Genomic DNA, 21330 nt, shown 5'->3' on the forward strand with positions numbered 1-21330 from the left:
TGTGCACAGTCCTAAATTCTGTAAAAATCAAAATTTAACTAAAGTAATGGGGATATTCGGCCTTGACTGTGTCAAAATCCACTGAAACCTTCTGCCTCTCCAGCAGACAAACTTTGCTGTTTTCCGGTTGAGGTAGACAATTCAATATTGTCGCTGCTAATCACCGTAATCTGATCTGCCTTTTCATTGCCGGGCAAGCTCAGGTCACGAAGCTCTATATCGCCGACAGAATCAAATACCAGAACAGAGCGTGTATCAGGTTCAGCCAATCGCATGCTGATATTGTCCAGCGTGATATCGTGGGCATAACGCATATACACACCTGATGCGGGTAATAAACCAAACATGCTGGGTTCAGGATAAGCTTCGCGTCGAACGGGAACATCAAATACTGACTTTCGCGGCGCGTCTTCTTCAAGGGCAAAGAAAGCACTCACAAGATCTGACGTTTGTGTAAGCACATCTTGCTGAGAGAGCCCTCCCCCCATATTCAAATACATATTTTTCAGCGTAACCTGAGCCACCGGCGACTCGGGTAGACCTTGTATAATTACCGGAAAACGTCCGTCAGAATGACTTACCGTAACATCACTGATTAACACCCGGCGAATTGCCCCAACCGGCGTATTTTCAGGCCCACGCATGCGAGCGCCGTTATAGATAAAAATAGGAGAATTGCTGACCTGATTCATCACCAGACCCGTCGCCACCACATCTTCTATAATGCCGCCGTCTACCGTTTCCAGAGCCAGACCACGGCTGTGATCGAATATCACATTATTGATAGTGATGCGTTTAAAGCCGCCGTTAGACTCGGTACCTAGTTTAATACGTCCGGTCGGCCCGTCTTCATCGGGAGCCGAACCGGTCATTGGCTGATAAGTACCATCCAGCATGGTACCCATGGCATAACCACTGACGATACTATTACTTATGGTGACATTTTCTGTAGCAATAGCCTCTCCCATCACGTAGGAGCTTTTCAGCACGATTGCATCGTCATTGGGACTATTTACAACCACATTGGTAATACGCACGTTTTTGCATACATCGATATCGATGCCGTCACGATTAGTATCGATACGCAGATTGTCGATGGTAAGGTTGTTGATGGCCGTTGCGAGGATACCGAAATGACCACCGCGATAAATGCTGAAATCCCGAAACGTGATATTTCTACCACCTTTGATTGCGATAGCTTTATTGCCCGGATTCACCGAAGGCGCAGGACCGAGTGGCGGATAAAGCCCTTTCCACAGACCTTTGCCGTCTATCAGTCCACTACCCGAAATAGTGATATCGTGAATATTATCGCCCCAGAGCAGGCTGTTCCTGAAATGACTGTGCCCGAAATCCTGATATTGATATTTCTCGCCCCAAATATTGGGCTCGGGCTTCGCGTATCCTTCGCTTTCATCCGCAGGCGTCGCGGCAAGCAAAGTTGCGCCGTTGCTGAGATGCAGATCCACCTGGCTTTTCAACTCAATACTAAAACTGGCATAAGTGCCCGGAGGGAAATACACCGTTCCTCCGCCGCTCTCACTAGCAGCAAAAATGGCAGCATTAATGGCATCGGTATCTCTGGTCGCGCCGTCACCCACAGCCCCAAAGTCGCGAACATTGAAGTAACCTGTTATTTCCTGCGCCTGTGCCATAGCCATGAACCCAATCCATAGTAGAGACAACTGAATGAAAAACCTGCCCATATCCTTTACCCTCTGAACCTCTGCCGATGCAAAAGAAAACCGGCTTTTTAAGCATGCTATTAGGGGGATAAAGCTGTCGTCAATTCAAACCGTTAAAGCGCTGCGTACCAACGCATTTAAGTTGAAAAACGTTCAAATATGAATTTATAGACATAGAGCGAACAAAAAATTCAGTTCCGCAAAGTAGTTGCGTTGCTATGACTTAGAATATTTAGTCGGATGTGTTCTGGTTAACGGCAAACGCAGACAATCATTCAGAGTGCATAATTAAACACATAAATGTGCTCACCGCCCTCACGGATAATCTTCATATCACCGGAAAGCCCGGCGAGTTCGTCAGTGCCCGAGTCAGGTACGACTTTCAGAATAAGGCTGTCTTTGCCGTTATTCATTACACCAAAATGCTGAAGCGCAAAGGTGCCGGTTTTTCCGTCCAGTGTACCGCTGACAATTTCCATCGCCACATAACCGGCTGAGCCTGGAACTGCAGTCATTACCGACAACATCTCGCCTTTACTGGTTGCCGATAGCGGCCCGTGAAAGGTTTTATCTATGGTCATCCGCCCTGGCTTTAAGGATTCCGAGGCAGGCATATGCACATCCAGCGGATTAAGATTAACGTCAAATTTGCCTTGTATTTCTTTACCTTGCACTTCATTACCATCTTCTGCCATTGTATTTTCTCCGGATTTGGTTTTAGAATGACACTGTATAACCATACAGCAGATTAAAGAAGTAGCAAGATGTATTCAAGATCCAGAAAACAGCGGGATGCGGATATCGACCAGCGTATACTGCACATACACGGTTTCATCGCCGATAAACTGCTCGCTAATCCGGCACTCATCACGCAGGCAGAATTAACGCTAGAGGCACGCTACGAGCAGAAGTTACTGCGTTATGGTAGCTATTTGCTATGGCACAGTGTGCTTGAATTAAGAGGCCAACCTGAGGCGTTCAAAAAACAATTATTAAGTGATGAACCGCGATGGAATACGTTGCGTCGAACAACGATTTTTACCGGCATTTTGACTGAGGAAGAACGAGAAGAAGCGCTGGCGACGTTTGCCGCCAGCGAAAACTAAATAGGCTTACGCGCCTTTGCGTAAATGGTCTGCGACCAGGAACGCCATTTCCAAAACCTGATCGGCGTTCAAACGCGGATCACACTGGGTTTTGTAAGCTTGTTTCAGATCTTCATCTGAAATCTGATAAGCGCCACCAGTACATTCAGTAACGTGCTGGCCTGTCATCTCCAGGTGAACACCACCAGCGTGGGTACCTTCAGCTTCGTGGGCTGCGAAGAACTGACGAATCTCGCTTAAGATCGCATCGAAGTTACGGGTCTTATAACCGCTTGATGCCGAGAACGTGTTACCGTGCATCGGATCAGAACTCCATACTACTTTACGGCCTTCCGCTTTAACACGACGCAGCAGACGCGGCAGGTTTGCTTCCAGCTTATCAGCGCCCATACGGGTGATCAGTGTCAGACGGCCCGCATCGTTGTTCGGGTTCAGCACATCAATTAATTTGATAAGCTCATCTTCGTCCATCGTAGGACCCACTTTTACACCAATAGGGTTATTGATGCCGCGGAAGAATTCTACGTGTGCGTGGTCAAGCTGACGGGTACGCTCACCAATCCACACCATGTGTGCAGAACAGTTGTATGGCTTGCCTGTCAGGGTATCGATGCGAGTTAGCGCCTGCTCATAGTTCAGCAGCAGTGCTTCGTGAGAAGTAAACAGGCTGGTTTCGTGCAGTGAAGGCGTGTTCAGTGAATTCAGACCAATGGTTTTCATGAATTCAAGAGAATCCTGAATGCGGTCAGCAATGTCCTGATAGCGCTCTTTCAGCGGGTTATTTTCGAGGAACGTCATGTTCCAACGGTTTACTTCGTTAAGATCAGCCAAACCACCTTGCGCAAACGCGCGCAGCAGATTCAGCGTAGATGCACTGCGGTGATAGGCATCTAATAAACGGTTCGGATCAGGGCGACGGGCCGCCTCGGTGAATTCAAAGCTGTTGATGATGTCGCCACGGTAGCTTGGCAACGTAACGCCGTTGATGGTTTCATAATCTGAAGAGCGTGGCTTGGCATACTGGCCAGCCATACGAGCAATTTTGGTGACTGGGCAACGACCGGCAAAAGTCATTACGATAGCCATCTGCAGCATTACCTTAAAGGTATCGCGGATTTTGGGTGCGTTAAATTCATCAAAAGATTCAGCGCAATCACCGCCCTGCAGTAAAAAGCCTTTCCCTTCGCACACTTCGCCCAGCTGACGACGCAGTTCACGTGCTTCAGCGGCAAAAACCAGTGGCGGGTACTTGCTCAGTGTTTGCTCAACTTGATTAACTTGTTCCTGATTATCATATTCAGGTTGCTGCAGAATCGGCTTAGATCTCCAGCTGTCGGGTTGCCAGTTACTCACGCTTTCTCCTCATTAATTGACAGCGATGGCCCGTACAGATTGATGTCCCATGGACGACTTGTTGATATCGATTCCGTGATACCAGAAAAATCACTTTCCGTGTGGGTGTTGCAGGATTTGTGTATTCGGTTCATCAGGAAAGGATGCGAAATGCACTGTTGAACCTGACCGTACTTTATTGCGAAACGCAAGCTTTTGACCACATTTCGGCTTTATAGTGAACACCTGCGCGGAGTCTATCACATTTAAACCGCGACTATAGGCTTCATTATGCAAAAATCGTGGAGTTTTTTCGGGCTGTTCGCTGTCGTTGCTATGCGGTGCCTTCGATATAATCAGAATGGCACCAGCAACAAACCAACGTTATTTTCTGAGGTGAGCAATAAAACCGTCGGAAGCCTTCTCGATAAGATCAAGCACTAACTCAAACCCTTTCTTGCCGCCATAATAAGGATCAGGCACTTCTTTGTCGTCACCCGGCGCAAAGTCGAGGAAATAGTGGATGCGGTCCTGATTAACCCCATTACTAATTTCCATCAGGTTTTCGTAGTTGCTCTCGTCCATGGCCATGATGTAGTCGTATTGTTCGAAATCCGACGCTTCCACTCGACGACACTTTAAACCTTTAAACGAGTAGCCACGTTCTTCTCCCGTCGCGATTGAACGCTTATCCGGCGCCTTACCAATATGGTAACCATGGGTACCGGCAGAATCGATGACCATGTCCAGTCCTGCCAATTTCGCTTTGTGACGGAATACCGCTTCAGCGGTAGGAGATCGACAAATATTGCCCAGACAAACGAACAACACAGAGGGTTTATTGGCTTTATTACTCATTTCACTCTTTCTACTTATCGGGCGCTGCCGCGGACAACTACCGCCACAGACAGGAAAACTATTTCGAACAGCCTATTAGGGTGCCACATTTTAGACGTTGCATAAACGCCGTTTAGCTTTTTTTCGAAATGGCTTTACGATAAATGCCCGCTGCCGGGCATTTCGACTCCAGAGATTTGAATAATCTGAGCGTGCTACCAGTCAAGTCGCTTTTTATCACGGAAGAACTGACCGCTAGGGCCATCATCATCAAGCTGACCAAGCCAGATCGCCGTCTCTGCGCCCTTCTCTGGCGTACGCGGTGCACTACTGCCGCCCATTCGGGTATGCACCCAACCGGGACACATGGCGTTTATTTTTACGTTTTTGTCACTGTCGATTTGATTCGCTAAGTTAAGCGTGAGTGCATTAAGTGCAGCCTTACTCACTGCATAGGCAAGCGGCCCCTGCATGTTTTCAGAGAAAGCGCCGTAACCTGAAGATACGTTAACGATGCGGCCGAAATTGTTTTCTAACATACCTGGCAGCACTTGTTGAATAAGTGCAAACGGGCCATTTACGTGCACCTGCATCGACTGCGCTATCGCCGCAGGGTCAAGCTCCTCCCATGCACCATCTTCCATGATGCCAGCATTATTCACTAATACATCAATGTTGCCATACACCGCCATGGCACGGTTCATATGCTCTTTTACAGAAGCTGTATTGCTTAAATCTAACTCTACAACCTGAATATCCTTGCCCACGATGTCTTTTTTGACGTCTTCGCCATCTTCTTCTCGTCGACAGCCGAGTAGCACCTTATAGCCTTGCTTGGCAAAACCACGAACAATTTCCAAACCAATACCCCGGTTGCCGCCAGTCACCAATACCGTTTTAGTCATAATGCCTCCTGTGATTTCTTGTGTGATAAAGGAAGGTTCAATTTTGGTACGGCATGGCCGTTCCCTGGTTCACCTACTCCCCGACTTCTGTAAGAAAGCATGTACGGTTGATGACAGGAAATTAATGATCATGTCACTCATCCCAAGGGTAGAAACCCCAAAGCTTCAAAGGGTAAGCAAAACAATTTCATTGATAAAGAACCGTAAAGAGGTGATATGAGTCACACATCTAATCAAGACCAATTACTCGAATGGCTGAGCGGCCAATATGCCGAACAAACAGAATATCTACAGGCTGTTGATGAAATCGTGAATGACATCATGCCAGTGGCAAATGTGCACGACGATTATAAAAAGTGCGATGTGGTGAGACGGTTGTGCGTGCCCGAGCGCATCATTCAATTTAGCGTGCAATGGATGAATGATAACAACGAGATTGAGATTCATCGTGGCTGGCGTGTTCAACACAACGGTCTGATTGGTCCATACAAAGGTGGATTACGCTTTCACCCCACTGTGAATGAATCCATTTTAAAGTTCCTTGCCTTCGAGCAAACATTTAAAAACGCCCTCACAGGTCTTCCCATGGGCGGCGCAAAAGGTGGCTCAGACTTTAATCCCAAAGGTCGCAGTAATAACGAGATCATGCGGTTCTGCCAAGCGTTTATGGGCGAGCTACAACGCCACATTGGCTCGCATACCGACGTACCTGCGGGAGACATCAATGTAAGTAGCAGGGAAATCGGCTTCCTTTACGGTGAATATCGGCGTATCCATAATCAGTTTGAAGGCACCCTTACTGGCAAGGACATTTCCTTCGGCGGCAGCCATGTGCGCACTGAAGCGACAGGTTTCGGCCTGATTTACATGCTTGAAGCCGTTTTGGCTGAACACGATGAGCAACTAGAGGGCAAATGTGTTGGTGTTAGTGGTGCGGGTAATGTGGCACTACATGCTGCGCTTAAGGCGGTAACCAAAAATGCGATTGTTGTAAGCTTGTCGAACAGTCGCGGCTGCTTGATTAAAAAGGACGGTTTTAGCGAAAGTGATATTCGCTGGGCAATTGAAAACAACGCTAGCTACAACAATGTGCTTACCGCTCTGGCAGATGAAAGCAGCGCAGACGCTGTTTGGCAGGAGAACAAAAAGCCGTGGGGACAAACTATGGATATCTGTTTACCCTGCGCCACGCAAAATGAACTCGATGAAAATGATGCGACACAACTGAAAGACAACGGTGTTAAATACGTGCTCGAAGGCGCCAATATGCCCTGTACCAGCGAAGCCCAGAGAGTTTTTGCTGACGCCCGCATTCCTTTTGTACCGGGCAAAGCCTCTAACGCTGGCGGGGTGGCACTTTCTGGCCTTGAAATGGCACAAAACGCCACATTCAGTAGAGACTCCTGGGAAGCCTTAGACAACGAATTGCAATCCATCATGCAGCACATCCACCAACAGTGTGTGGAAGAAGGCAAAGACGGCGACTTCATTCATTATGCTAAAGGGGCCAACATTGCTGCTTTTAGACGTCTCGCTGATGCCATGGTGGCACAAGGCGTTTAGGTTGGTTGAAGTTTCGCACCTTTGCTAGTCTAACTTAACTATTCTTGCTCGCGCCGTAACCGAAGACTCAAATAGCAGTTGATTTGCATTCGCATCAATCAACTGCTGTGCGTCATTGGGCAATGTGGCAAGCAGCGTACTCACACGTTGTCCGTCAAAAGCATAAACGCTATCACCCGCCTGATAAATCAATGTATTCCCTGACGGAAAATACCGCCCATGACTTTGGGTAAAAGTAGGATGCTGATAACGGTTTTCTCCCCAATATACGGTGTCATCGACGCTGAAAACCAGAGCATCATTGCGGTCCAGCCTGGCGTAATAATTAACGCCAGTTTCAGTGATACGTTGGGACGTTTGGCTCTGCAAATCGAAAACTTCGAACCAGGACTGATTATCCTTTTTGGTGGCTAACAGTAAGCGTTCGCCGTCTTCATACCAATCAAGTACGGAAGTGAACCAGTCTGGCATCGCTATTGTTTGTAATGCTTGAGTTCGGGTATCAAATACATGCAGGTTCTGCCCTTGTGCAAATGCGAGTCGTCTGCCGCTTTTATCCCATACCGGTGCCCTATTCACCGGCAGGTTTTCCGGATTGGGGAAAACCTGTAAGGTCTTGCCGTCGGCCGCAATCATCACCTGTTGCACACCACTGCGGGCAGATACGTATGCCAGCAGCCTCGCGTTTGCAGAAATACGACCTAAGTGATCCTCGCCCGTTGAATTTATTACCCGCTGCTCACGCTGGCTATCCATATCGATGAGAACCAGGTCGCGGTCCTGTTCAGTCACGGTCATGGCGATATTGCCAGATTGTGGTGCTACTACAGGGTTAAAAATTCGCATAAAGCTGTCGATGGGGAGTTTTGTCAATTCACCATCCAATGAGAGTAAATACAACTTATTGAGATGATGTACCACAAGCTGAGATTCGTCGTACCAGTTGATTTCAGTAAAACCTAATGGTAACGAGGCAAAGGGCTCGCTAAGTTTGCCACTATCAACCTCAAATATCCTAAACTCAATGGTGTTTCTCTCGCTCTCGCCAGCAATTGCAAATCGCTTGTTGACGTTCGTCAGTGCAAAGCGATAAGGGGTAAAACTATCAGAACTTCGCAGTATTGGGGATATCGCCTTCGTCACCAAATCTAGCTCATACAAGGCTGTTTCTGGTGGGCGATTTAATGGCACACTTTCAGCCATAAAATACATCACGTTTCCAGCAGGAAAGATTCGCCACACAGACATCGATTTATTGTGCTGATACAGCGGTATCGCTTGTCCGGTTGTGATGTCCACCTTACCAATTCTGTCCCCCGAATCGTCTCGGGCAAGCTAATACAGTGTTAAGCCATCTGCTGCCCAGGCCAGTCCCTGATAATTGAGGTTTTTGTTCAGCGAAAGCATTTCTTTACCCGTCTGACTATCAATCACCACGATTTGCGAACCATGTTCCGACTGTCTGATAAACGCAAGGGACTTTTCATCTTGGGTATATGCCGGATAGAAATCATAGCTATCGGATGATGTGATGGCCGTGAGTCGGCCAGTAAAAGTGGGCTCTGTAGGCTTTCCCACGAAGCCAATAGTTAACAAAAGTACAGCGACGGTAATAACAAATATCGGCAGCCAGGGCTTGGAGCTAGACGTCATTTTCCGTTCAGGGGTAGCTTCCAGGGAATAACCCCGTTTGGGATGCGTTTTAATGAATACGGGATTTTTGGCATCGTCAGAAAGCGCTTTTCTTAACTGGGCGATACAGCGCTGTAGAACCCCCGGATTGAATATACCACGTGGCCATACCGCATTATACAAAGCCTCTTGCGACACCACGGTATGAGCATGCTCTGCAAGGTAAACCAGTACCGCCATGGCTTTAGGTTCAACCGTACAGACCTCATCGCCAGACGAAATTTCGCCTCGAGTCGGGTCTACGCATACTCCCTGTAAATAAAACCTTTCCACACAACCTCAATAAAATAAACCGTTGATAAATAGGCACATCATAAAAACATCAGAGAAAAAACAGTGTTCCAATATCGCTGTTCATTCACTGTGATGGGATAACCGACGACGTTATTCACCAATAAGGAAAACAAAAATGAGGTTAATGAAATTCATTGTGATTGTCACGGTTGTATTCAGCGCCAAGCTACTCGCATGCACTTTCCCTGGTGTAGAAAAAGCCGCCGCGCAGTATGCAAAACATGACGCTCCTGGGTTTGTGTTTTTAGTAGCGCAAAACAATACCGTAGTTTGTAAAAAAGCGGTTGGCCTAGCCAACATTGAACTTGGTGTGCCAGTTAACGCCAACACGGTTTTCGAAATTGGCTCACTGACCAAGCTGTTTACTGCCACTGCAATTTTACTGCTGGAGCAACAAGAAAAGCTGAACCGAAACGACCTGGTTAGTCGCTATATTCCGGGGATCACATCACAAAAGTCACCAGTAACAATTGCGCATCTGCTTTCCCATACATCGGGCCTTGTCGACCCAATCAATGAACCTGAATTTCTCGCTACGCGAATTAATGATGATACGGATCTCGACAGTCTGATCCAGGAATTTAAAAATGGCCGATGGGCGTACGAACCGGGTCAACACGTTATTTATAGTAATGTTGGTTACAGCATGCTCGCCTCTATCATTGAAAAAGCATCTGAAATGGCATACGAAGAAGCACTTCAGAAAATGATCTTTCGCCCGCTAAACATGCAACACACCCATCAGGCGAGCTTTCAGATTGTCAAAGGAAAGGCCACCGGATATACATTTGATGGCGCCACGCCACGACAACACGATTTTCTAAACTGGCGCTGGGCGTTTGGTGCAGCCGATTTACTCTCGACAGTAGACGACCTGAATACTTTTAATTCTGCATTAATGCAGGGAAAACTTCTTAATGCAGACCAGCTTTCCGCTCTCACCCGTCCTATTGCGCTAAATGACGGTTCCCAGGTTCCTGGTCCATATAATTACTCAATAGAAAAAGTGGGTGGTAAGCGCGCGCTGAGAATGAATGGCTCGACCATGGGCTATTCCAGCCATAGTGCTTATCTGCAAGACAGCAAAACTTTTGTTGTTGTGCTGAGTAACAGCGATGGTATTAACGGCGGTGGTTGGACTGCGCCTGAAGTAATTACCAATAGCATAATAGCCGCTATTGCATTTGATGAAAGCACAAAGCCCGAAAAATAAAGGTGCGTAAAGGTTCTGCAAATCAATAAACCTCCGCTCACGCTATGAGTCGAAACGTTAATTTTATTTTCACGGAATTTCTTATGTTCAGAAAGAAACTGATAGTTAGCGTGCTTCTCGTTACTGCCACAGCGGCCGTACTCGCGCAGGCAGCAGAGAATCGTAAACCACCACAAATCCCGCAGGAAGCTTATGATGCCTGTGCCTCGGCTAGCGAACAGGATAGCTGTGCGATGTCCGGTCGGGAGGGTGAAACCGTAGAAGGCGTGTGCATGGCACCACCGCCCGATGCAGACAGTGATGAACTGGCTTGCCGCCCAAACAACATGGGCGGCGGTGACAGACGTCCACCGCCACGGGATGATGATTAAGCGCTTAACGCAAAAGCCTATTGCTTAACAATCTGCTCCATCACCCGGTTAGTTCGTGCTGCGGACTCGCCGGTTGAATCGCATTCAGTACCGTTAATTAAATTGCCAACAATGGCGGTGATTAGCGGCTGCTGGATGTGCTTAGGAAGTTCGAACTCGAGTACTAATGGTTCACTGCCAGTTTTGTGCAAGGTCACCACGCCTTTTCCAAACACAGGGAATTCAATCATCCCTTCACTGCCGATGATCTGAACGCGATCACACTCGGCACTTTGGGCGGCACTGAAACACCAGTTACCACTGCCGAGCACACCATTATCAAACAGCCAGCAGGCAGTAACGCTGTCTTCCGCGTTATACAACCCGCCCTGATTGGCGTTCAGACCGCTGGCTGTTGCAATGGGGCCAAGCAGAAAATCCAGCAGATCCAGTTGATGAGAAGCTAAATCATAGAAATAGCCGCCGCCCGCCACCTCCGGGTTCACCCGCCAGGGTTTATCGATATTATTGAGAACCTGTGGGCGCACCGACTGCATCAGGCTCACATGTACCTGTCGCACGTCGCCGATTTCGCCATTGTCCAGCCATTGCTTCACCTGCAGGAAATTTGGCAGGTAGCGGCGATAGTAAGCAACGAATAACGGCACCCTCGCCTGTTCACAGGCGGCAATCATTTCCTCACATTCCTGGTAAGTCCGCGCCATGGGCTTTTCTACGTACACCGGCTTTCCTGCTGCCGCGGCTTTAAGTGCGTAAGGAAGGTGGCCATCCGGCGGTGTGGCAATGTAGATAGCATTGATATCGGGGTCGTTAATCAGTGCGTCAGCATCGTCATACCATTTGGGTACGTTGTGACGCTGCGCATAATCCTGCGCGAGCTCGCCGGTGCGTCGCATCACAGCTACCAGTTCACTATTCTCAATAAGCTGCATAGCTGGCGCGCTTTTCACTTCACACACATCGCCTACGCCGATAATGCCCCACTTCACTTTTTCCATTTATTTCAGTCCTTGATAATTTCGCACAATGAATGATTTAGACTGCTAAAAAGCATTTCATGGCGGACAGTTGTTCGCAACCTTTTATACTAAAGGATGAATCAATGGAGGCCATCACGTATGATGTGCGGCCAATAACGACAAGCAAGGAGTAACCATGTCTGCCCATGTATTAATGCTGAGCAGTTCCCGGGTAGGGAATGAAGATTACCTTGAGCACGCCAAACCGTTGATGCTTGAACACTTAGGTGATATCCGCGACGTAGTGTTCGTTCCGTATGCCGGTGTGACCATGAGCTTCGATGAATACACCGATAAGGTGCAAGCCGCATTGCCGGATTTTAACGTAACCGGCCTGCACACCTTTGAACACCCTGAACAGGCGGTGATGGAAGCGCAGAAAAACCGTACGGCAATTCTGGTAGGTGGTGGAAACACCTTCAATCTGCTGAGCTGCCTTTATCGTGACGGCCTGATTGAATCCATCCGTACAGCGATTAATGCGGGCACACCGTATATTGGCTGGAGTGCTGGTTCCAACATCTGTGGAGCCACCATTCGTACCACCAACGATATGCCCATTATTGAACCGCCGTCGTTCAATGCACTAGCATTACTTCCCTGCCAGTTGAATCCGCACTATTCCGATTATCATCCGCCGGGCTTTAACGGTGAAACCCGTGATCAGCGACTGGCTGAATTCACTACGCTGAACCCAAAGACACCGGTGCTGGCTATACGCGAAGGCACGGCGCTGGTATTGTCGGGCGGCAAGCTGATGTTTAAAGGCGAGCACGGTGGCTTTATCTTTGTAGATAAAGATAAAACCCCGATTAATGACGGTGACGATTTATCTCAGTTCATGCACCAGTGAGTGTAATGCCGCTACGGTGTCGTCACCGGCGCCGTAGGGGATTTCCGCCAGCAAGGGCGCTGGCATGGCGGCTTTGAGGGTCGCCAGATTTTCCTGGTACACCGGCATGTCTGGGCTCAGCTGATTGGCTATCCAGCCTCTGATGTTGAGTCCATCGTGCTGAATCGCTTCACAGGTAAGCATGGCATGATTAAGGCATCCAAGACGCATCCCCACCACCACAATCACATCCAGCTTCAGGGTTTTCACCACATCCGGCATCCACAAATCGTTACCCAGCGGTAAACGCCAGCCACCCGCCCCTTCCATGAGCAGAAAATCCGGTTGTTTATCTTGTAAATGGGTAAATCCAGCAATTAGGGCTTCCGAAGTGATTGTATGGTCAACCTGAGCCGCAGCAATATGTGGTGCGATGGGTGGCATTAGCGCAATGGGATTCACTTCACTAAGCGAAACCGGCAGTGACGAAGCGGCATGCAGCGAGCGCGCATCTTCGTTGCTCATTTCGCCATCCACCAGCTCACAGCCAGCAGACACGGGCTTGTAGCCCACAGATTGTAAACCCGCTGCGGCAGCGGCCTTCAGCAATAATGAAGACACAAAGGTTTTACCGACCTCAGTATCTGTGCCGGTAATGAAATAAGACGTGGTCATTTATTTTTCCAGAGAAAGATGAAGAACGTGATAGGTCAGTGAAAGCTGGCCGTCAGCATTCCTTGAAAAAGCAGCATCCAGCGCTTGCAACTGAGCGCGGGTCATTGGAGAAGTGTCGCGGGTATTTAACGATAGTCCAGCCCCGGCTTTGGTGATGGACCGCAGCAGCGCGCGAATATTATCGAAGCAATCTGTATAGGTTGTCACTTCAGAATACAGCGTTTTGAGTCCCGCCTGCCCCGCGGCTTTTTCCCACACCAGCGCACTGGGTAGTGTATTGACGCTGGCGGTTAATCCAGCATCGCTACGCGCTTGTGCCAACTCTTGAAACGAACCCGCCACCATGATGGCAAGTTGGCCGCGACCACCGGATCTCAGCACTCTTGCCACTTCAGCAATAGCTTGTTGCGGTGACTCGCTCCACTGCAGTGCCATGGAAGAAAATACGCCGCCGAACTCACCGGTTTCAAAAGGCAACGCATCGGCATCGCCTTCACAAAACGTAATGGAGGGATAATCCTCACGGGCTTTTTCAAGCATTGCGGGGGCGATATCAAGGCCGGTTACCGCTAAACCGCTCGCCGCCAACCTCGCACTCTCACGGCCAGTGCCACAGCCAATGTCGAGGACGCAGCCGCTGTCACGGACGCGACCGTTGTCGAGAACGCTGCCAACATCAAGGGAATTTCGGCTGGTGTCTGCTAGTTGCAAAAGTAAGGCTTCACGGGCATCACCAGCAATCCGCGCCTGAATATCTGCAATATCATTGTATGTAGATGCGGCACGACTGAACCGGGTAGCAATGGCCTGCTTTCCAGCACCCGTTTGCGTTTCAACGTGCTTGTCCAAATGCGTGGCTACAACATATTGACTGCTCACACCGACTCCATTGCCAGCATCAGTGCATCCACCAGCACATCAATATCTTTTGTGCTGTGCGAAGCGCTGAGGGTAATGCGCAGGCGGTCGGAGCCTTTCGGCACGGTGGGATATCGAATGGCTGGAACCCAAATGCCACGCTGTTTTAACGCATCTGATAATGCCAACGCTTTGTGTGGGTCGCCGCAGATCACCGGCTGGATTGCACTTTGCGATTCAGTCAGGGTTAACCCCTGCTTTGCCGCCACGGTGCGGAAATGGCTGATATTTTCGGCAAGCCTGCCTCGCTCTTCACCGCCAGCGATGACTGTGAGTGAATACAAGGTCGCAATAGCCTGAGAAGCCGGCATTGCTGTGGAATAAATATAGTGTCGAGCGGTGTTTACCAGATAATCGATAAACGCCTGACTGCCGGCAACAAACGCCCCGGCGGTACCAACCGCTTTACCGAAGGTACCCATAAGCACTGGCACATCCTGCTGGGATAACTGATAAAGTTCCGCAGTGCCGAAACCATTTTCACCCAGCACGCCGAACCCATGGGCATCGTCAAGCATCAGCCAGGCTCCTTTGTCGGCACACTGTTTTACCAGCACATCGACTGGAGCACTGTCACCGTCCATGCTGAACACGCCTTCGCTGGCGACCAGGGTATCGCCCTCGCTGCTATCCAGCAGAGTTTGCAGGTGCGCAGTATCGTTATGACGGAAACGTTTAAACGATGCATTGCTTGCCAGCACGCCGTCGATAAACGACGCATGCATGTATTTGTCGGCAACGGCGTTACCGCCATTCGAAAAGAGTGCCTGACAAATCGCCTGATTAGCGGCAAAGCCGGAATTGAACAGCAACACAGCTTCACGCTGCAAGTTCTCTTCCAGATAGCCTTCCAACGCCGAATGGGCCTGAGTGTAACCGGTGACCAGCGGCGATGCACCGCTGCCACCACCAAACTGCGCCAGTCCTTCCACCCAGCTTTGCAGCACGCCGGGGTGCTGACGCATACCGAGGTAGTCGTTGCTGGCGAAGTTCAGGTAGTGTTCACCATTTACACAAATCACGCCGTCTTTTTCATATTCAACAATATGACGACGACGCAGATACCCCGCTTCCTGCTTGTCTTTCAGCGCAGTATCGAAAAATTCAAATGCCATCAGGCCTCCGTGGCTGCAGGGGATTTTGCTGCGGATTTCGGCGTGGTGGCATCATAGAATAAATCTGCCGGTGCCGACTGTGCCGCGATCTCTTCCTGCAGCGCCTGTTCATGGGCTTCATCAGAGAATTCGCGGGTACGCTCGGCGTTGATACCCAGCTTACGGAATAAGAGTACGTCTTCGTGGGTATCCGGGTTTGATGTTGTCAGCAGTTTGCAGCCGTAGAAAATCGAGTTTGCACCGGCCATAAAGCACAGGGCCTGCATCTGTTCGTTCATATTTTCTCGACCGGCGGACAAACGTACGTGAGACGCAGGCATCATGATACGGGCCACGGCAATGGTGCGGATAAATTCGAAAGGCTCCAGATCGTCCACTTTATCAAGCGGCGTACCTTCTACTTTGACCAGCATGTTGATGGGTACACTTTGCGGCTGTTCCGGCAGGTTTGCCAGTTGCATCAGCAGGCTGGCACGATCTTCAGCAGATTCGCCCATGCCTACAATACCACCGGAACACACGTTCATGCCCGCATCGCGCACGTTCTGCAGGGTGTTCAGACGGTCGTCGTAGGTACGGGTGGTAATGATGTCGCCGTAGAATTCCGGTGAGGTATCCAGGTTATGGTTGTAGTAATCCAGGCCAGCCTGTTTAAGCGCGATAGCCTGTTCACGGGTAAGCATACCCAGCGTCATGCAGGTTTCCAGACCCAGCTTTTTCACCTCAGACACCATTTGGGTCACATACGGCATATCGCGGTCGCGGGGATTACGCCACGCCGCGCCCATGCAGAAACGGGTGGAACCGGTGGCTTTGGCCTCTTTGGCGCGCTCGATAACTTTTTCGATTTCGAGCAGACGTTCTTTTTCCAGACCGGTATCATAGCGTGCGCTTTGCGGGCAGTATTTACAGTCTTCCGGGCACGCGCCGGTTTTGATCGACAGCAGCGTGCTCACCTGAACTTCGTTCGGGTCGAAATGCTGACGATGTACGGTCTGGGCTTTAAACAGCAGATCATTAAATGGTAATGCGAAAAGTGCCAGAACTTCCTTACGGGTCCAGTCGTGGCGAATGTCTGTCTGAGTGTGTGGTGCGGTCGACGCGATGGTCATGCCCTATCCTTTACTAATGAGAAATGCTGGCTTAGTCTATTCGCAGTAAGCGAGTTGTCAACTCTGACCATTTTCAAACCTTTACTAGTGGCTATATTTTGAGCAATATTGAATTTGATCGCCAGCATATCTGGCATCCGTACACCTCTGCCATCTCCCCTCTACCCTGCTTTGAAGTGACCGGCGCTAGCGGGGTGGAAATCCAGCTTGCCAGCGGCGAGACGTTAATCGATGGCATGTCGAGCTGGTGGGCTGCCATTCATGGCTATAACCATCCAGCATTGAATGACGCCGCCAAAGCGCAAATCGACAAATTCTCCCATGTGATGTTTGGTGGTCTCACTCACGACCCGGCGGTTTCGTTGTGCCGACAACTACTGGATATGGCGCCAGATGGCATGAACCGGGTGTTCCTTGCCGACTCAGGCTCGGTGTCGGTAGAGGTAGCGCTGAAAATGGCACTGCAATACTGGGCCTGTCAGGGGCGACCGGAAAAACACCGCATTCTTACGCCCCGCAATGGTTATCATGGCGATACCTTTGCAGCTATGTCGGTGTGCGATCCGGTAAACGGCATGCACAGTTTGTTCTCCGGTGTGCTGAGTAAACAGGTATTCGCCCCGGCTCCACAAACCCGTTTCGATCAGACTTTCAGTGAAGACGACATCCTGCCGCTGCAGGAATTGTTTGAGCGTCATCATCATGAACTTGCCGCGCTGATTATTGAACCAGTTGTTCAGGGCGCGGGTGGCATGCGGATTTATCATCCCGAATATCTCAAGCGTTGCCGACAGCTCTGCGATGCTTACGATGTGCTGCTGATCTGCGATGAAATTGCCACCGGGTTTGGCCGCACCGGCAAATTGTTCGGCTGCGACCATGCCCATATCAGTCCCGACATTATGTGCGTGGGCAAAGCGCTCACTGGCGGCTATATGACGCTGGCGGCCACAATGTGCTCAGAAGATGTTGCACAGGGCGTATGTCAGGGTGAACCGGGCGTGTTCATGCATGGTCCCACTTACATGGGTAACCCGCTGGCCTGTGCGGTAGCGAATGCCAGCCTGACGTTGATCAATGAAGGACACTGGCAACAGCAGGTTGCTGGTATCGAAAAGCAACTGCAAGCCAGCCTGCCTCGCTGCAAGGAATTACCTGCCGTGGCGGATGTGCGCGTGCTGGGTGCCATCGGCGTGGTGGAAACCAGACAGCCGGTAAACATGGCGCGAATGCAAAAGTCATTCGTCGAAAAAGGCATATGGATCCGCCCCTTCGGTAAACTGGTTTACATCATGCCACCGTACATAATCAGTGAATCTCAATTAAAGCGGCTGACCGACGGCATTTACGACACCCTCGCCAGCCTGTAAGGACAAACTATGCATGTACTGGCACGGGTTATCGACAAGTTATTATTTGCAGCGCTCTTTATTGCCGCGCTGCAGGTGCCTATTCTTGCCGATCACTACCGCCAGTACCTCGCCGGATACTTCGATGCCACCCGTGAGCAGGTAGCTGAATTAGAAGTTCTTGCCAGACAGTTCAACTACCCGTCGGTAGATGCGCTGATTGACAGTTTGAAACAGAATGCCGACGCAGTAGTACGGGAAGATGCCGCCAATAAATCCGATTTATTGGTACGACTGGCTGAAGCCGATGAAGGCCTCACCAAACTGAACAACGGCAATTATTTTCAACAGGCCAGCTACATGTTTGCGCCTAGCCGTCAGGACACCCTTGTTCGTGTGCTGGATAATTTCGCCCCGTCTATACCACTCACGCCAACCGCCATTGTGTTTAGTCTGGCTACTGCGATTTTGATTAACCTACTCATCATTTGTCCGTTCTGGGCCTGCCGCCACGGTTATCACTGGTATCGAGAGAGGAAGCATCGGGTGAGATTCGGGTAAAAGCGTAAGCCTGAAAATCAGGCTTATTCTTTAGTTTCACCATTAATGCTCAGCAGGCGCTTTACCCGGTGCCGGTTTCCGAATAAATAACATCAGTGGAATTGCCAGAATATAAACAATGCCTAACCACAGAAACAGGTCGTTAAACGACAACACATAAGCCTGCGTAGAAACTCGCTGTGCCAGCTGTTTTACCGCAGCAGCCGCCGGATCGCTTACCATGCCTGTAAATTGCATTTGAGACTGATAAAGTGTGTCGACAACCACATCCCGGGTGGTGTTAATGGCACCAATCAACTGCTCCCAGTGGTAATCGAAGCGAACATCGCGGATGGTATCCATGGTTGCCAGCCCTACCGCACCACCGAGATTTCGCATTACGTTGAACAACCCCGACGCATTACTGATTTCATGCTGCGGAAGTGTTCCCATGGCGATGCGTGTCACCGTTAATATGCACACCAGTAATCCGGCACCGCGCACAATCTGCGGCAAGAAGAAAGCATCAAAGCCTGCATCCGCCGTTAGTGTGCTGTTGAGAATAGCGCCCAGGCCGACCATAAACAGGCCATAAGTTAACAGTAGCCTAGGGTCAATTTTATCAGACAGCTTACCCATTACCGGCGCGCTGAGGAACATGGTCGCCCCAGTGACAAACATGATTTCGCCAATTTGAAGGCTATTAAACTGACGCACTGTACCAAAAAACATGGGCATCAGATAAACCAGACCGTACAGCGCCACCCCGACCAGAAATCCTAACCAGGTGCCAAGGGCAAAGTTGCGATTACGGAACACTTTAAGGTCAACGATGGGCATCTCTACCGTGAGGGTACGCCAGAAAAATGCGATGGCTCCCAACACGCATAGCATGCTCATAAAGATAATTTCATGGCTGGCAAACCAGTCTTCACCCGGACCCTCTTCAAGGACAAATTCCAGCGAGCCCAGAAACAGCGCCATAAAACCGAGCCCCATGAAGTCTATCTTTTTAAACAACGAGAAATCCGGTTTATCGATATCCAGATACATCCACACCAATATCGCAGCCACGATACCGGGAACGATATTCATCAGGAATAACCAGTGCCAACTGAGGGAAATAGTAATGTAGCCGCCCAGAGTCGGGCCAATAGACGGTGCAGTAGTGGCAATCATGCCGATGAGCGCCTGTATCACGCCCATCATCCGTGGCGGCCACAAACGAAAACTCAACGCATAGGCAATGGGGATCATAGCACCACCAACAAACCCCTGAATGGCACGCAGCACAATTAACTGGTCGATAGTTTGTGCCATGGCACATCCCAGACTCGCTAAGGTAAAAGCACTACAGCTGATCACAAAGGTAAGCCGGGTTGAAAGCCAACGGGTGAGCATGCCGCTAAGCGGGATCATTACCACTTCGGCAATGAGATACGCGGTTTGTACCCAGGAAATTTCATCTGGCGTAGCCGACACGCCAGCCTGAATTTCATTCAGCGAACTGGCAACAATCTGAATATCGAGAATAGCCATAAACATGCCGAGAATGGCAGCAAAGAATCCGAGCCGATGTTTAAAATCTGGCAAATCCTGTTGTGTAGACATAAATCCGCTCTGTTATTGCAATGAGGTAAGCGAACTGTTGTAAGGTGTATCACTTTCCATTAAATAGGAAATTTGCTTGTGAAATGTCCGGGTGTCTACCCCTGGTACCACTGATAAACCGGGGCGTAGCAATGGCAACGATGCTTCTGGTCCGGTCACACGTATACGTACCGGCACGCGCTGAACAATCTTATTGAAATTGCCCGTGGCATTGTCCGCCGGTAACAGGCTGAACTCTGTGCCCGACGCTGGCGCGAGGGATTCAACAATGCCGGTAAACTGAATATCTGGCGCAGCATCTACGTGCAAGGTTACGGGCTGTCCTGCTGACATATTACCGATTTGTGTTTCTTTAAAATTGGCGACCACGTACACATCAGGAAGCGGTACCACATAAAGCAAAGTTTGGGCAGGCTGCGCCGCACTGCCAACCCGGGCGCCGAGATTGCCAACAATGCCGTCAACCGGTGCCACAATACGGGTTTTCTCCAACTGATTACGTGCATAGTCTCGCTGTGCCACAAGCACATTCAGCTGCGCCTTTGCGCTATCAAACTGCACATTCAACACGTCTATCATTTGCTCAGCTGCCGCTTTGCTGGCAATGGCCTGGTCGACCTGTGCTTTTGCTACTAACATGGCAGCTTCTGCGTTCTGTACTTGCTGTCTGGAATCAAACGACTGCTTCTCCAGCACTTTAAACCGGTTCAGTTCCAACTCGCTGCGATTCAGTTCAGCGTTGGCCGCATCGATACTGGCCTGTGCTTCTGCAATGGTTTTGTCCTGCAGGTTTATCTGGGCTTTCGCATTCGCAATTGCCGCACGCCCCACTGCTAGCTGTGCCTCCGCTTCACTTACCTGCGCCAGATAATCCCCTTCATCCAACTGGATCATCACCGTTCCCGCTTTTACGTGCTGGTTCTCGTGCACCAACACAGCTTTTATGCGCGCCGATATTTCCGGACGAATGGCGATGCTGTCAGCCTTAACGTAAGCATTATCCGTTTCCTCGATAAAGCGTCCGTCTTCATACCAGTACCACGCCTCGTTTGCGATAAACGAAACGGCGATTAGCCCGGCAAGTGACAAAATGAGTGTTTTAACTGACGGCATTTTCTTCTCTACAACTGCAAACCAAAAGTGTAACGTATATTACACTAC

At 49.8% G+C, this 21330-nt stretch carries 21 protein-coding genes; 7 read left to right on the top strand and 14 right to left on the bottom strand.

Features of this window, described 5'->3' with window-relative positions:
• Nucleotides 1-71: 71 nt before the first annotated feature.
• Complete coding sequence (locus BFC18_RS17295) at nucleotides 72-1661, bottom strand: rhamnogalacturonidase (protein WP_070126805.1); 1590 nt, start codon at nucleotides 1659-1661, stop codon at nucleotides 72-74.
• 299 nt (nucleotides 1662-1960) lie between these two features.
• The gene (locus BFC18_RS17300; RefSeq protein ID WP_070126806.1) at nucleotides 1961-2380 is read right to left on the bottom strand and encodes a DUF3224 domain-containing protein; all 420 of its coding nucleotides are present in this window, start codon (nucleotides 2378-2380) and stop codon (nucleotides 1961-1963) included.
• A gap of 69 nt (nucleotides 2381-2449) precedes the next feature.
• On the opposite strand from BFC18_RS17300, the gene BFC18_RS17305 reads away from it, so the two are divergent.
• The gene (locus tag BFC18_RS17305; protein ID WP_070126807.1) at nucleotides 2450-2791 is read left to right on the top strand and encodes a hypothetical protein; all 342 of its coding nucleotides are present in this window, start codon (nucleotides 2450-2452) and stop codon (nucleotides 2789-2791) included.
• A 6-nt stretch (nucleotides 2792-2797) separates the two neighbouring features.
• Here BFC18_RS17305 and BFC18_RS17310 read toward each other — a convergent pair whose 3' ends face one another.
• From BFC18_RS17310 to BFC18_RS17320, 3 genes are all read right to left on the bottom strand, one after another.
• Nucleotides 2798-4144 carry a class II 3-deoxy-7-phosphoheptulonate synthase gene (locus tag BFC18_RS17310; protein ID WP_070126808.1) on the bottom strand — a complete coding sequence of 449 codons (1347 nt, stop codon included), beginning with the start codon at nucleotides 4142-4144 and terminating at the stop codon, nucleotides 2798-2800.
• Between the two features lie 363 nt (nucleotides 4145-4507).
• The gene (locus BFC18_RS17315; protein WP_070126809.1) at nucleotides 4508-4981 is read right to left on the bottom strand and encodes a low molecular weight protein-tyrosine-phosphatase; all 474 of its coding nucleotides are present in this window, start codon (nucleotides 4979-4981) and stop codon (nucleotides 4508-4510) included.
• A 194-nt stretch (nucleotides 4982-5175) separates the two neighbouring features.
• A complete protein-coding gene (locus tag BFC18_RS17320) occupies nucleotides 5176-5865 on the bottom strand; it encodes an SDR family NAD(P)-dependent oxidoreductase (RefSeq protein WP_070126810.1) in 690 nt (229 codons plus the stop codon).
• Between the two features lie 216 nt (nucleotides 5866-6081).
• Between BFC18_RS17320 and gdhA the strand changes: the two genes are divergently transcribed.
• Nucleotides 6082-7428, top strand: coding sequence for an NADP-specific glutamate dehydrogenase (gdhA, locus tag BFC18_RS17325; RefSeq protein ID WP_070126811.1), 1347 nt, complete (start codon nucleotides 6082-6084; stop codon nucleotides 7426-7428).
• Between the two features lie 24 nt (nucleotides 7429-7452).
• On the opposite strand, the gene BFC18_RS17330 is transcribed toward gdhA, so the two are convergent.
• The gene (locus tag BFC18_RS17330; RefSeq protein WP_070126812.1) at nucleotides 7453-8727 is read right to left on the bottom strand and encodes a TolB family protein; all 1275 of its coding nucleotides are present in this window, start codon (nucleotides 8725-8727) and stop codon (nucleotides 7453-7455) included.
• Between the two features lie 36 nt (nucleotides 8728-8763).
• Complete coding sequence (locus BFC18_RS17335; protein ID WP_139139037.1) at nucleotides 8764-9393, bottom strand: winged helix-turn-helix domain-containing protein; 630 nt, start codon at nucleotides 9391-9393, stop codon at nucleotides 8764-8766.
• 136 nt (nucleotides 9394-9529) lie between these two features.
• On the opposite strand from BFC18_RS17335, the gene BFC18_RS17340 reads away from it, so the two are divergent.
• Both BFC18_RS17340 and BFC18_RS17345 read left to right on the top strand, forming a co-directional pair.
• A complete protein-coding gene (locus tag BFC18_RS17340) occupies nucleotides 9530-10627 on the top strand; it encodes a serine hydrolase domain-containing protein (RefSeq protein WP_070126814.1) in 1098 nt (365 codons plus the stop codon).
• A gap of 83 nt (nucleotides 10628-10710) precedes the next feature.
• Entirely contained in the window at nucleotides 10711-10998 is a 288-nt protein-coding gene (locus BFC18_RS17345; RefSeq protein ID WP_139139038.1) for a hypothetical protein, read from the top strand.
• Between the two features lie 17 nt (nucleotides 10999-11015).
• Here the strand turns inward: BFC18_RS17345 and BFC18_RS17350 are convergent, their stop codons facing one another.
• Nucleotides 11016-11996: a Gfo/Idh/MocA family protein gene (locus tag BFC18_RS17350; RefSeq protein WP_070126816.1), complete on the bottom strand. Its 981-nt coding sequence runs from the start codon at nucleotides 11994-11996 to the stop codon at nucleotides 11016-11018.
• 157 nt (nucleotides 11997-12153) lie between these two features.
• Here BFC18_RS17350 and pepE point away from each other — a divergent pair, with 157 nt between their 5' ends.
• Nucleotides 12154-12870: a dipeptidase PepE gene (gene pepE, locus BFC18_RS17355; protein ID WP_070126817.1), complete on the top strand. Its 717-nt coding sequence runs from the start codon at nucleotides 12154-12156 to the stop codon at nucleotides 12868-12870.
• On the opposite strand, the gene bioD is transcribed toward pepE, so the two are convergent.
• Genes bioD through bioB form a run of 4 tightly spaced genes read right to left on the bottom strand, consistent with a single transcriptional unit; the run spans nucleotide 12847 to nucleotide 16669 of the window.
• On the bottom strand, nucleotides 12847-13524 hold the full coding sequence (gene bioD / locus BFC18_RS17360; RefSeq protein ID WP_070126818.1) for a dethiobiotin synthase: 678 nt from the start codon (nucleotides 13522-13524) through the stop codon (nucleotides 12847-12849). The genes pepE and bioD overlap by 24 nt on opposite strands.
• A complete protein-coding gene (locus tag BFC18_RS17365) occupies nucleotides 13525-14403 on the bottom strand; it encodes a methyltransferase domain-containing protein (protein WP_070126819.1) in 879 nt (292 codons plus the stop codon).
• On the bottom strand, nucleotides 14400-15557 hold the full coding sequence (gene bioF / locus BFC18_RS17370; RefSeq protein ID WP_070126820.1) for an 8-amino-7-oxononanoate synthase: 1158 nt from the start codon (nucleotides 15555-15557) through the stop codon (nucleotides 14400-14402). The genes BFC18_RS17365 and bioF overlap by 4 nt, the downstream gene beginning before the upstream one ends.
• Nucleotides 15557-16669: a biotin synthase BioB gene (bioB, locus tag BFC18_RS17375; protein ID WP_070126821.1), complete on the bottom strand. Its 1113-nt coding sequence runs from the start codon at nucleotides 16667-16669 to the stop codon at nucleotides 15557-15559. The genes bioF and bioB overlap by 1 nt, the downstream gene beginning before the upstream one ends.
• A gap of 98 nt (nucleotides 16670-16767) precedes the next feature.
• On the opposite strand from bioB, the gene bioA reads away from it, so the two are divergent.
• Together bioA and BFC18_RS17385 are read left to right on the top strand one after the other, a co-directional pair.
• A complete protein-coding gene (gene bioA / locus BFC18_RS17380) occupies nucleotides 16768-18039 on the top strand; it encodes an adenosylmethionine--8-amino-7-oxononanoate transaminase (RefSeq protein WP_070126822.1) in 1272 nt (423 codons plus the stop codon).
• Nucleotides 18040-18048: 9 nt separating this feature from the next.
• Entirely contained in the window at nucleotides 18049-18579 is a 531-nt protein-coding gene (locus tag BFC18_RS17385) for a DUF2937 family protein (protein ID WP_070126823.1), read from the top strand.
• Between the two features lie 42 nt (nucleotides 18580-18621).
• On the opposite strand, the gene BFC18_RS17390 is transcribed toward BFC18_RS17385, so the two are convergent.
• Both BFC18_RS17390 and BFC18_RS17395 read right to left on the bottom strand, forming a co-directional pair.
• Nucleotides 18622-20169, bottom strand: coding sequence for a DHA2 family efflux MFS transporter permease subunit (locus tag BFC18_RS17390; RefSeq protein ID WP_070126824.1), 1548 nt, complete (start codon nucleotides 20167-20169; stop codon nucleotides 18622-18624).
• Between the two features lie 12 nt (nucleotides 20170-20181).
• Nucleotides 20182-21282 carry an HlyD family secretion protein gene (locus BFC18_RS17395; RefSeq protein ID WP_070126825.1) on the bottom strand — a complete coding sequence of 367 codons (1101 nt, stop codon included), beginning with the start codon at nucleotides 21280-21282 and terminating at the stop codon, nucleotides 20182-20184.
• Between the last annotated feature and the right edge of the window lie 48 nt (nucleotides 21283-21330).

Origin of the sequence: Alteromonas confluentis, from assembly GCF_001757105.1 — a bacterium.
In the GTDB taxonomy this organism is placed as follows: domain Bacteria; phylum Pseudomonadota; class Gammaproteobacteria; order Enterobacterales; family Alteromonadaceae; genus Alteromonas; species Alteromonas confluentis.

Coding starts and splice junctions, on each gene's coding strand:
- BFC18_RS17295 (WP_070126805.1), bottom strand. CDS start 1,661: ATGGCTATGGCACAGGCGCAGGAAATAACAGGTTACTTCAATGTTCGC.
- BFC18_RS17300 (WP_070126806.1), bottom strand. CDS start 2,380: ATGGCAGAAGATGGTAATGAAGTGCAAGGTAAAGAAATACAAGGCAAA.
- BFC18_RS17305 (WP_070126807.1), top strand. CDS start 2,450: ATGTATTCAAGATCCAGAAAACAGCGGGATGCGGATATCGACCAGCGT.
- BFC18_RS17315 (WP_070126809.1), bottom strand. CDS start 4,981: ATGAGTAATAAAGCCAATAAACCCTCTGTGTTGTTCGTTTGTCTGGGC.
- BFC18_RS17320 (WP_070126810.1), bottom strand. CDS start 5,865: ATGACTAAAACGGTATTGGTGACTGGCGGCAACCGGGGTATTGGTTTG.
- gdhA (WP_070126811.1), top strand. CDS start 6,082: ATGAGTCACACATCTAATCAAGACCAATTACTCGAATGGCTGAGCGGC.
- BFC18_RS17340 (WP_070126814.1), top strand. CDS start 9,530: ATGAGGTTAATGAAATTCATTGTGATTGTCACGGTTGTATTCAGCGCC.
- BFC18_RS17345 (WP_139139038.1), top strand. CDS start 10,711: ATGTTCAGAAAGAAACTGATAGTTAGCGTGCTTCTCGTTACTGCCACA.
- BFC18_RS17350 (WP_070126816.1), bottom strand. CDS start 11,996: ATGGAAAAAGTGAAGTGGGGCATTATCGGCGTAGGCGATGTGTGTGAA.
- pepE (WP_070126817.1), top strand. CDS start 12,154: ATGTCTGCCCATGTATTAATGCTGAGCAGTTCCCGGGTAGGGAATGAA.
- bioD (WP_070126818.1), bottom strand. CDS start 13,524: ATGACCACGTCTTATTTCATTACCGGCACAGATACTGAGGTCGGTAAA.
- bioF (WP_070126820.1), bottom strand. CDS start 15,557: ATGGCATTTGAATTTTTCGATACTGCGCTGAAAGACAAGCAGGAAGCG.
- bioB (WP_070126821.1), bottom strand. CDS start 16,669: ATGACCATCGCGTCGACCGCACCACACACTCAGACAGACATTCGCCAC.
- BFC18_RS17385 (WP_070126823.1), top strand. CDS start 18,049: ATGCATGTACTGGCACGGGTTATCGACAAGTTATTATTTGCAGCGCTC.
- BFC18_RS17390 (WP_070126824.1), bottom strand. CDS start 20,169: ATGTCTACACAACAGGATTTGCCAGATTTTAAACATCGGCTCGGATTC.
- BFC18_RS17395 (WP_070126825.1), bottom strand. CDS start 21,282: ATGCCGTCAGTTAAAACACTCATTTTGTCACTTGCCGGGCTAATCGCC.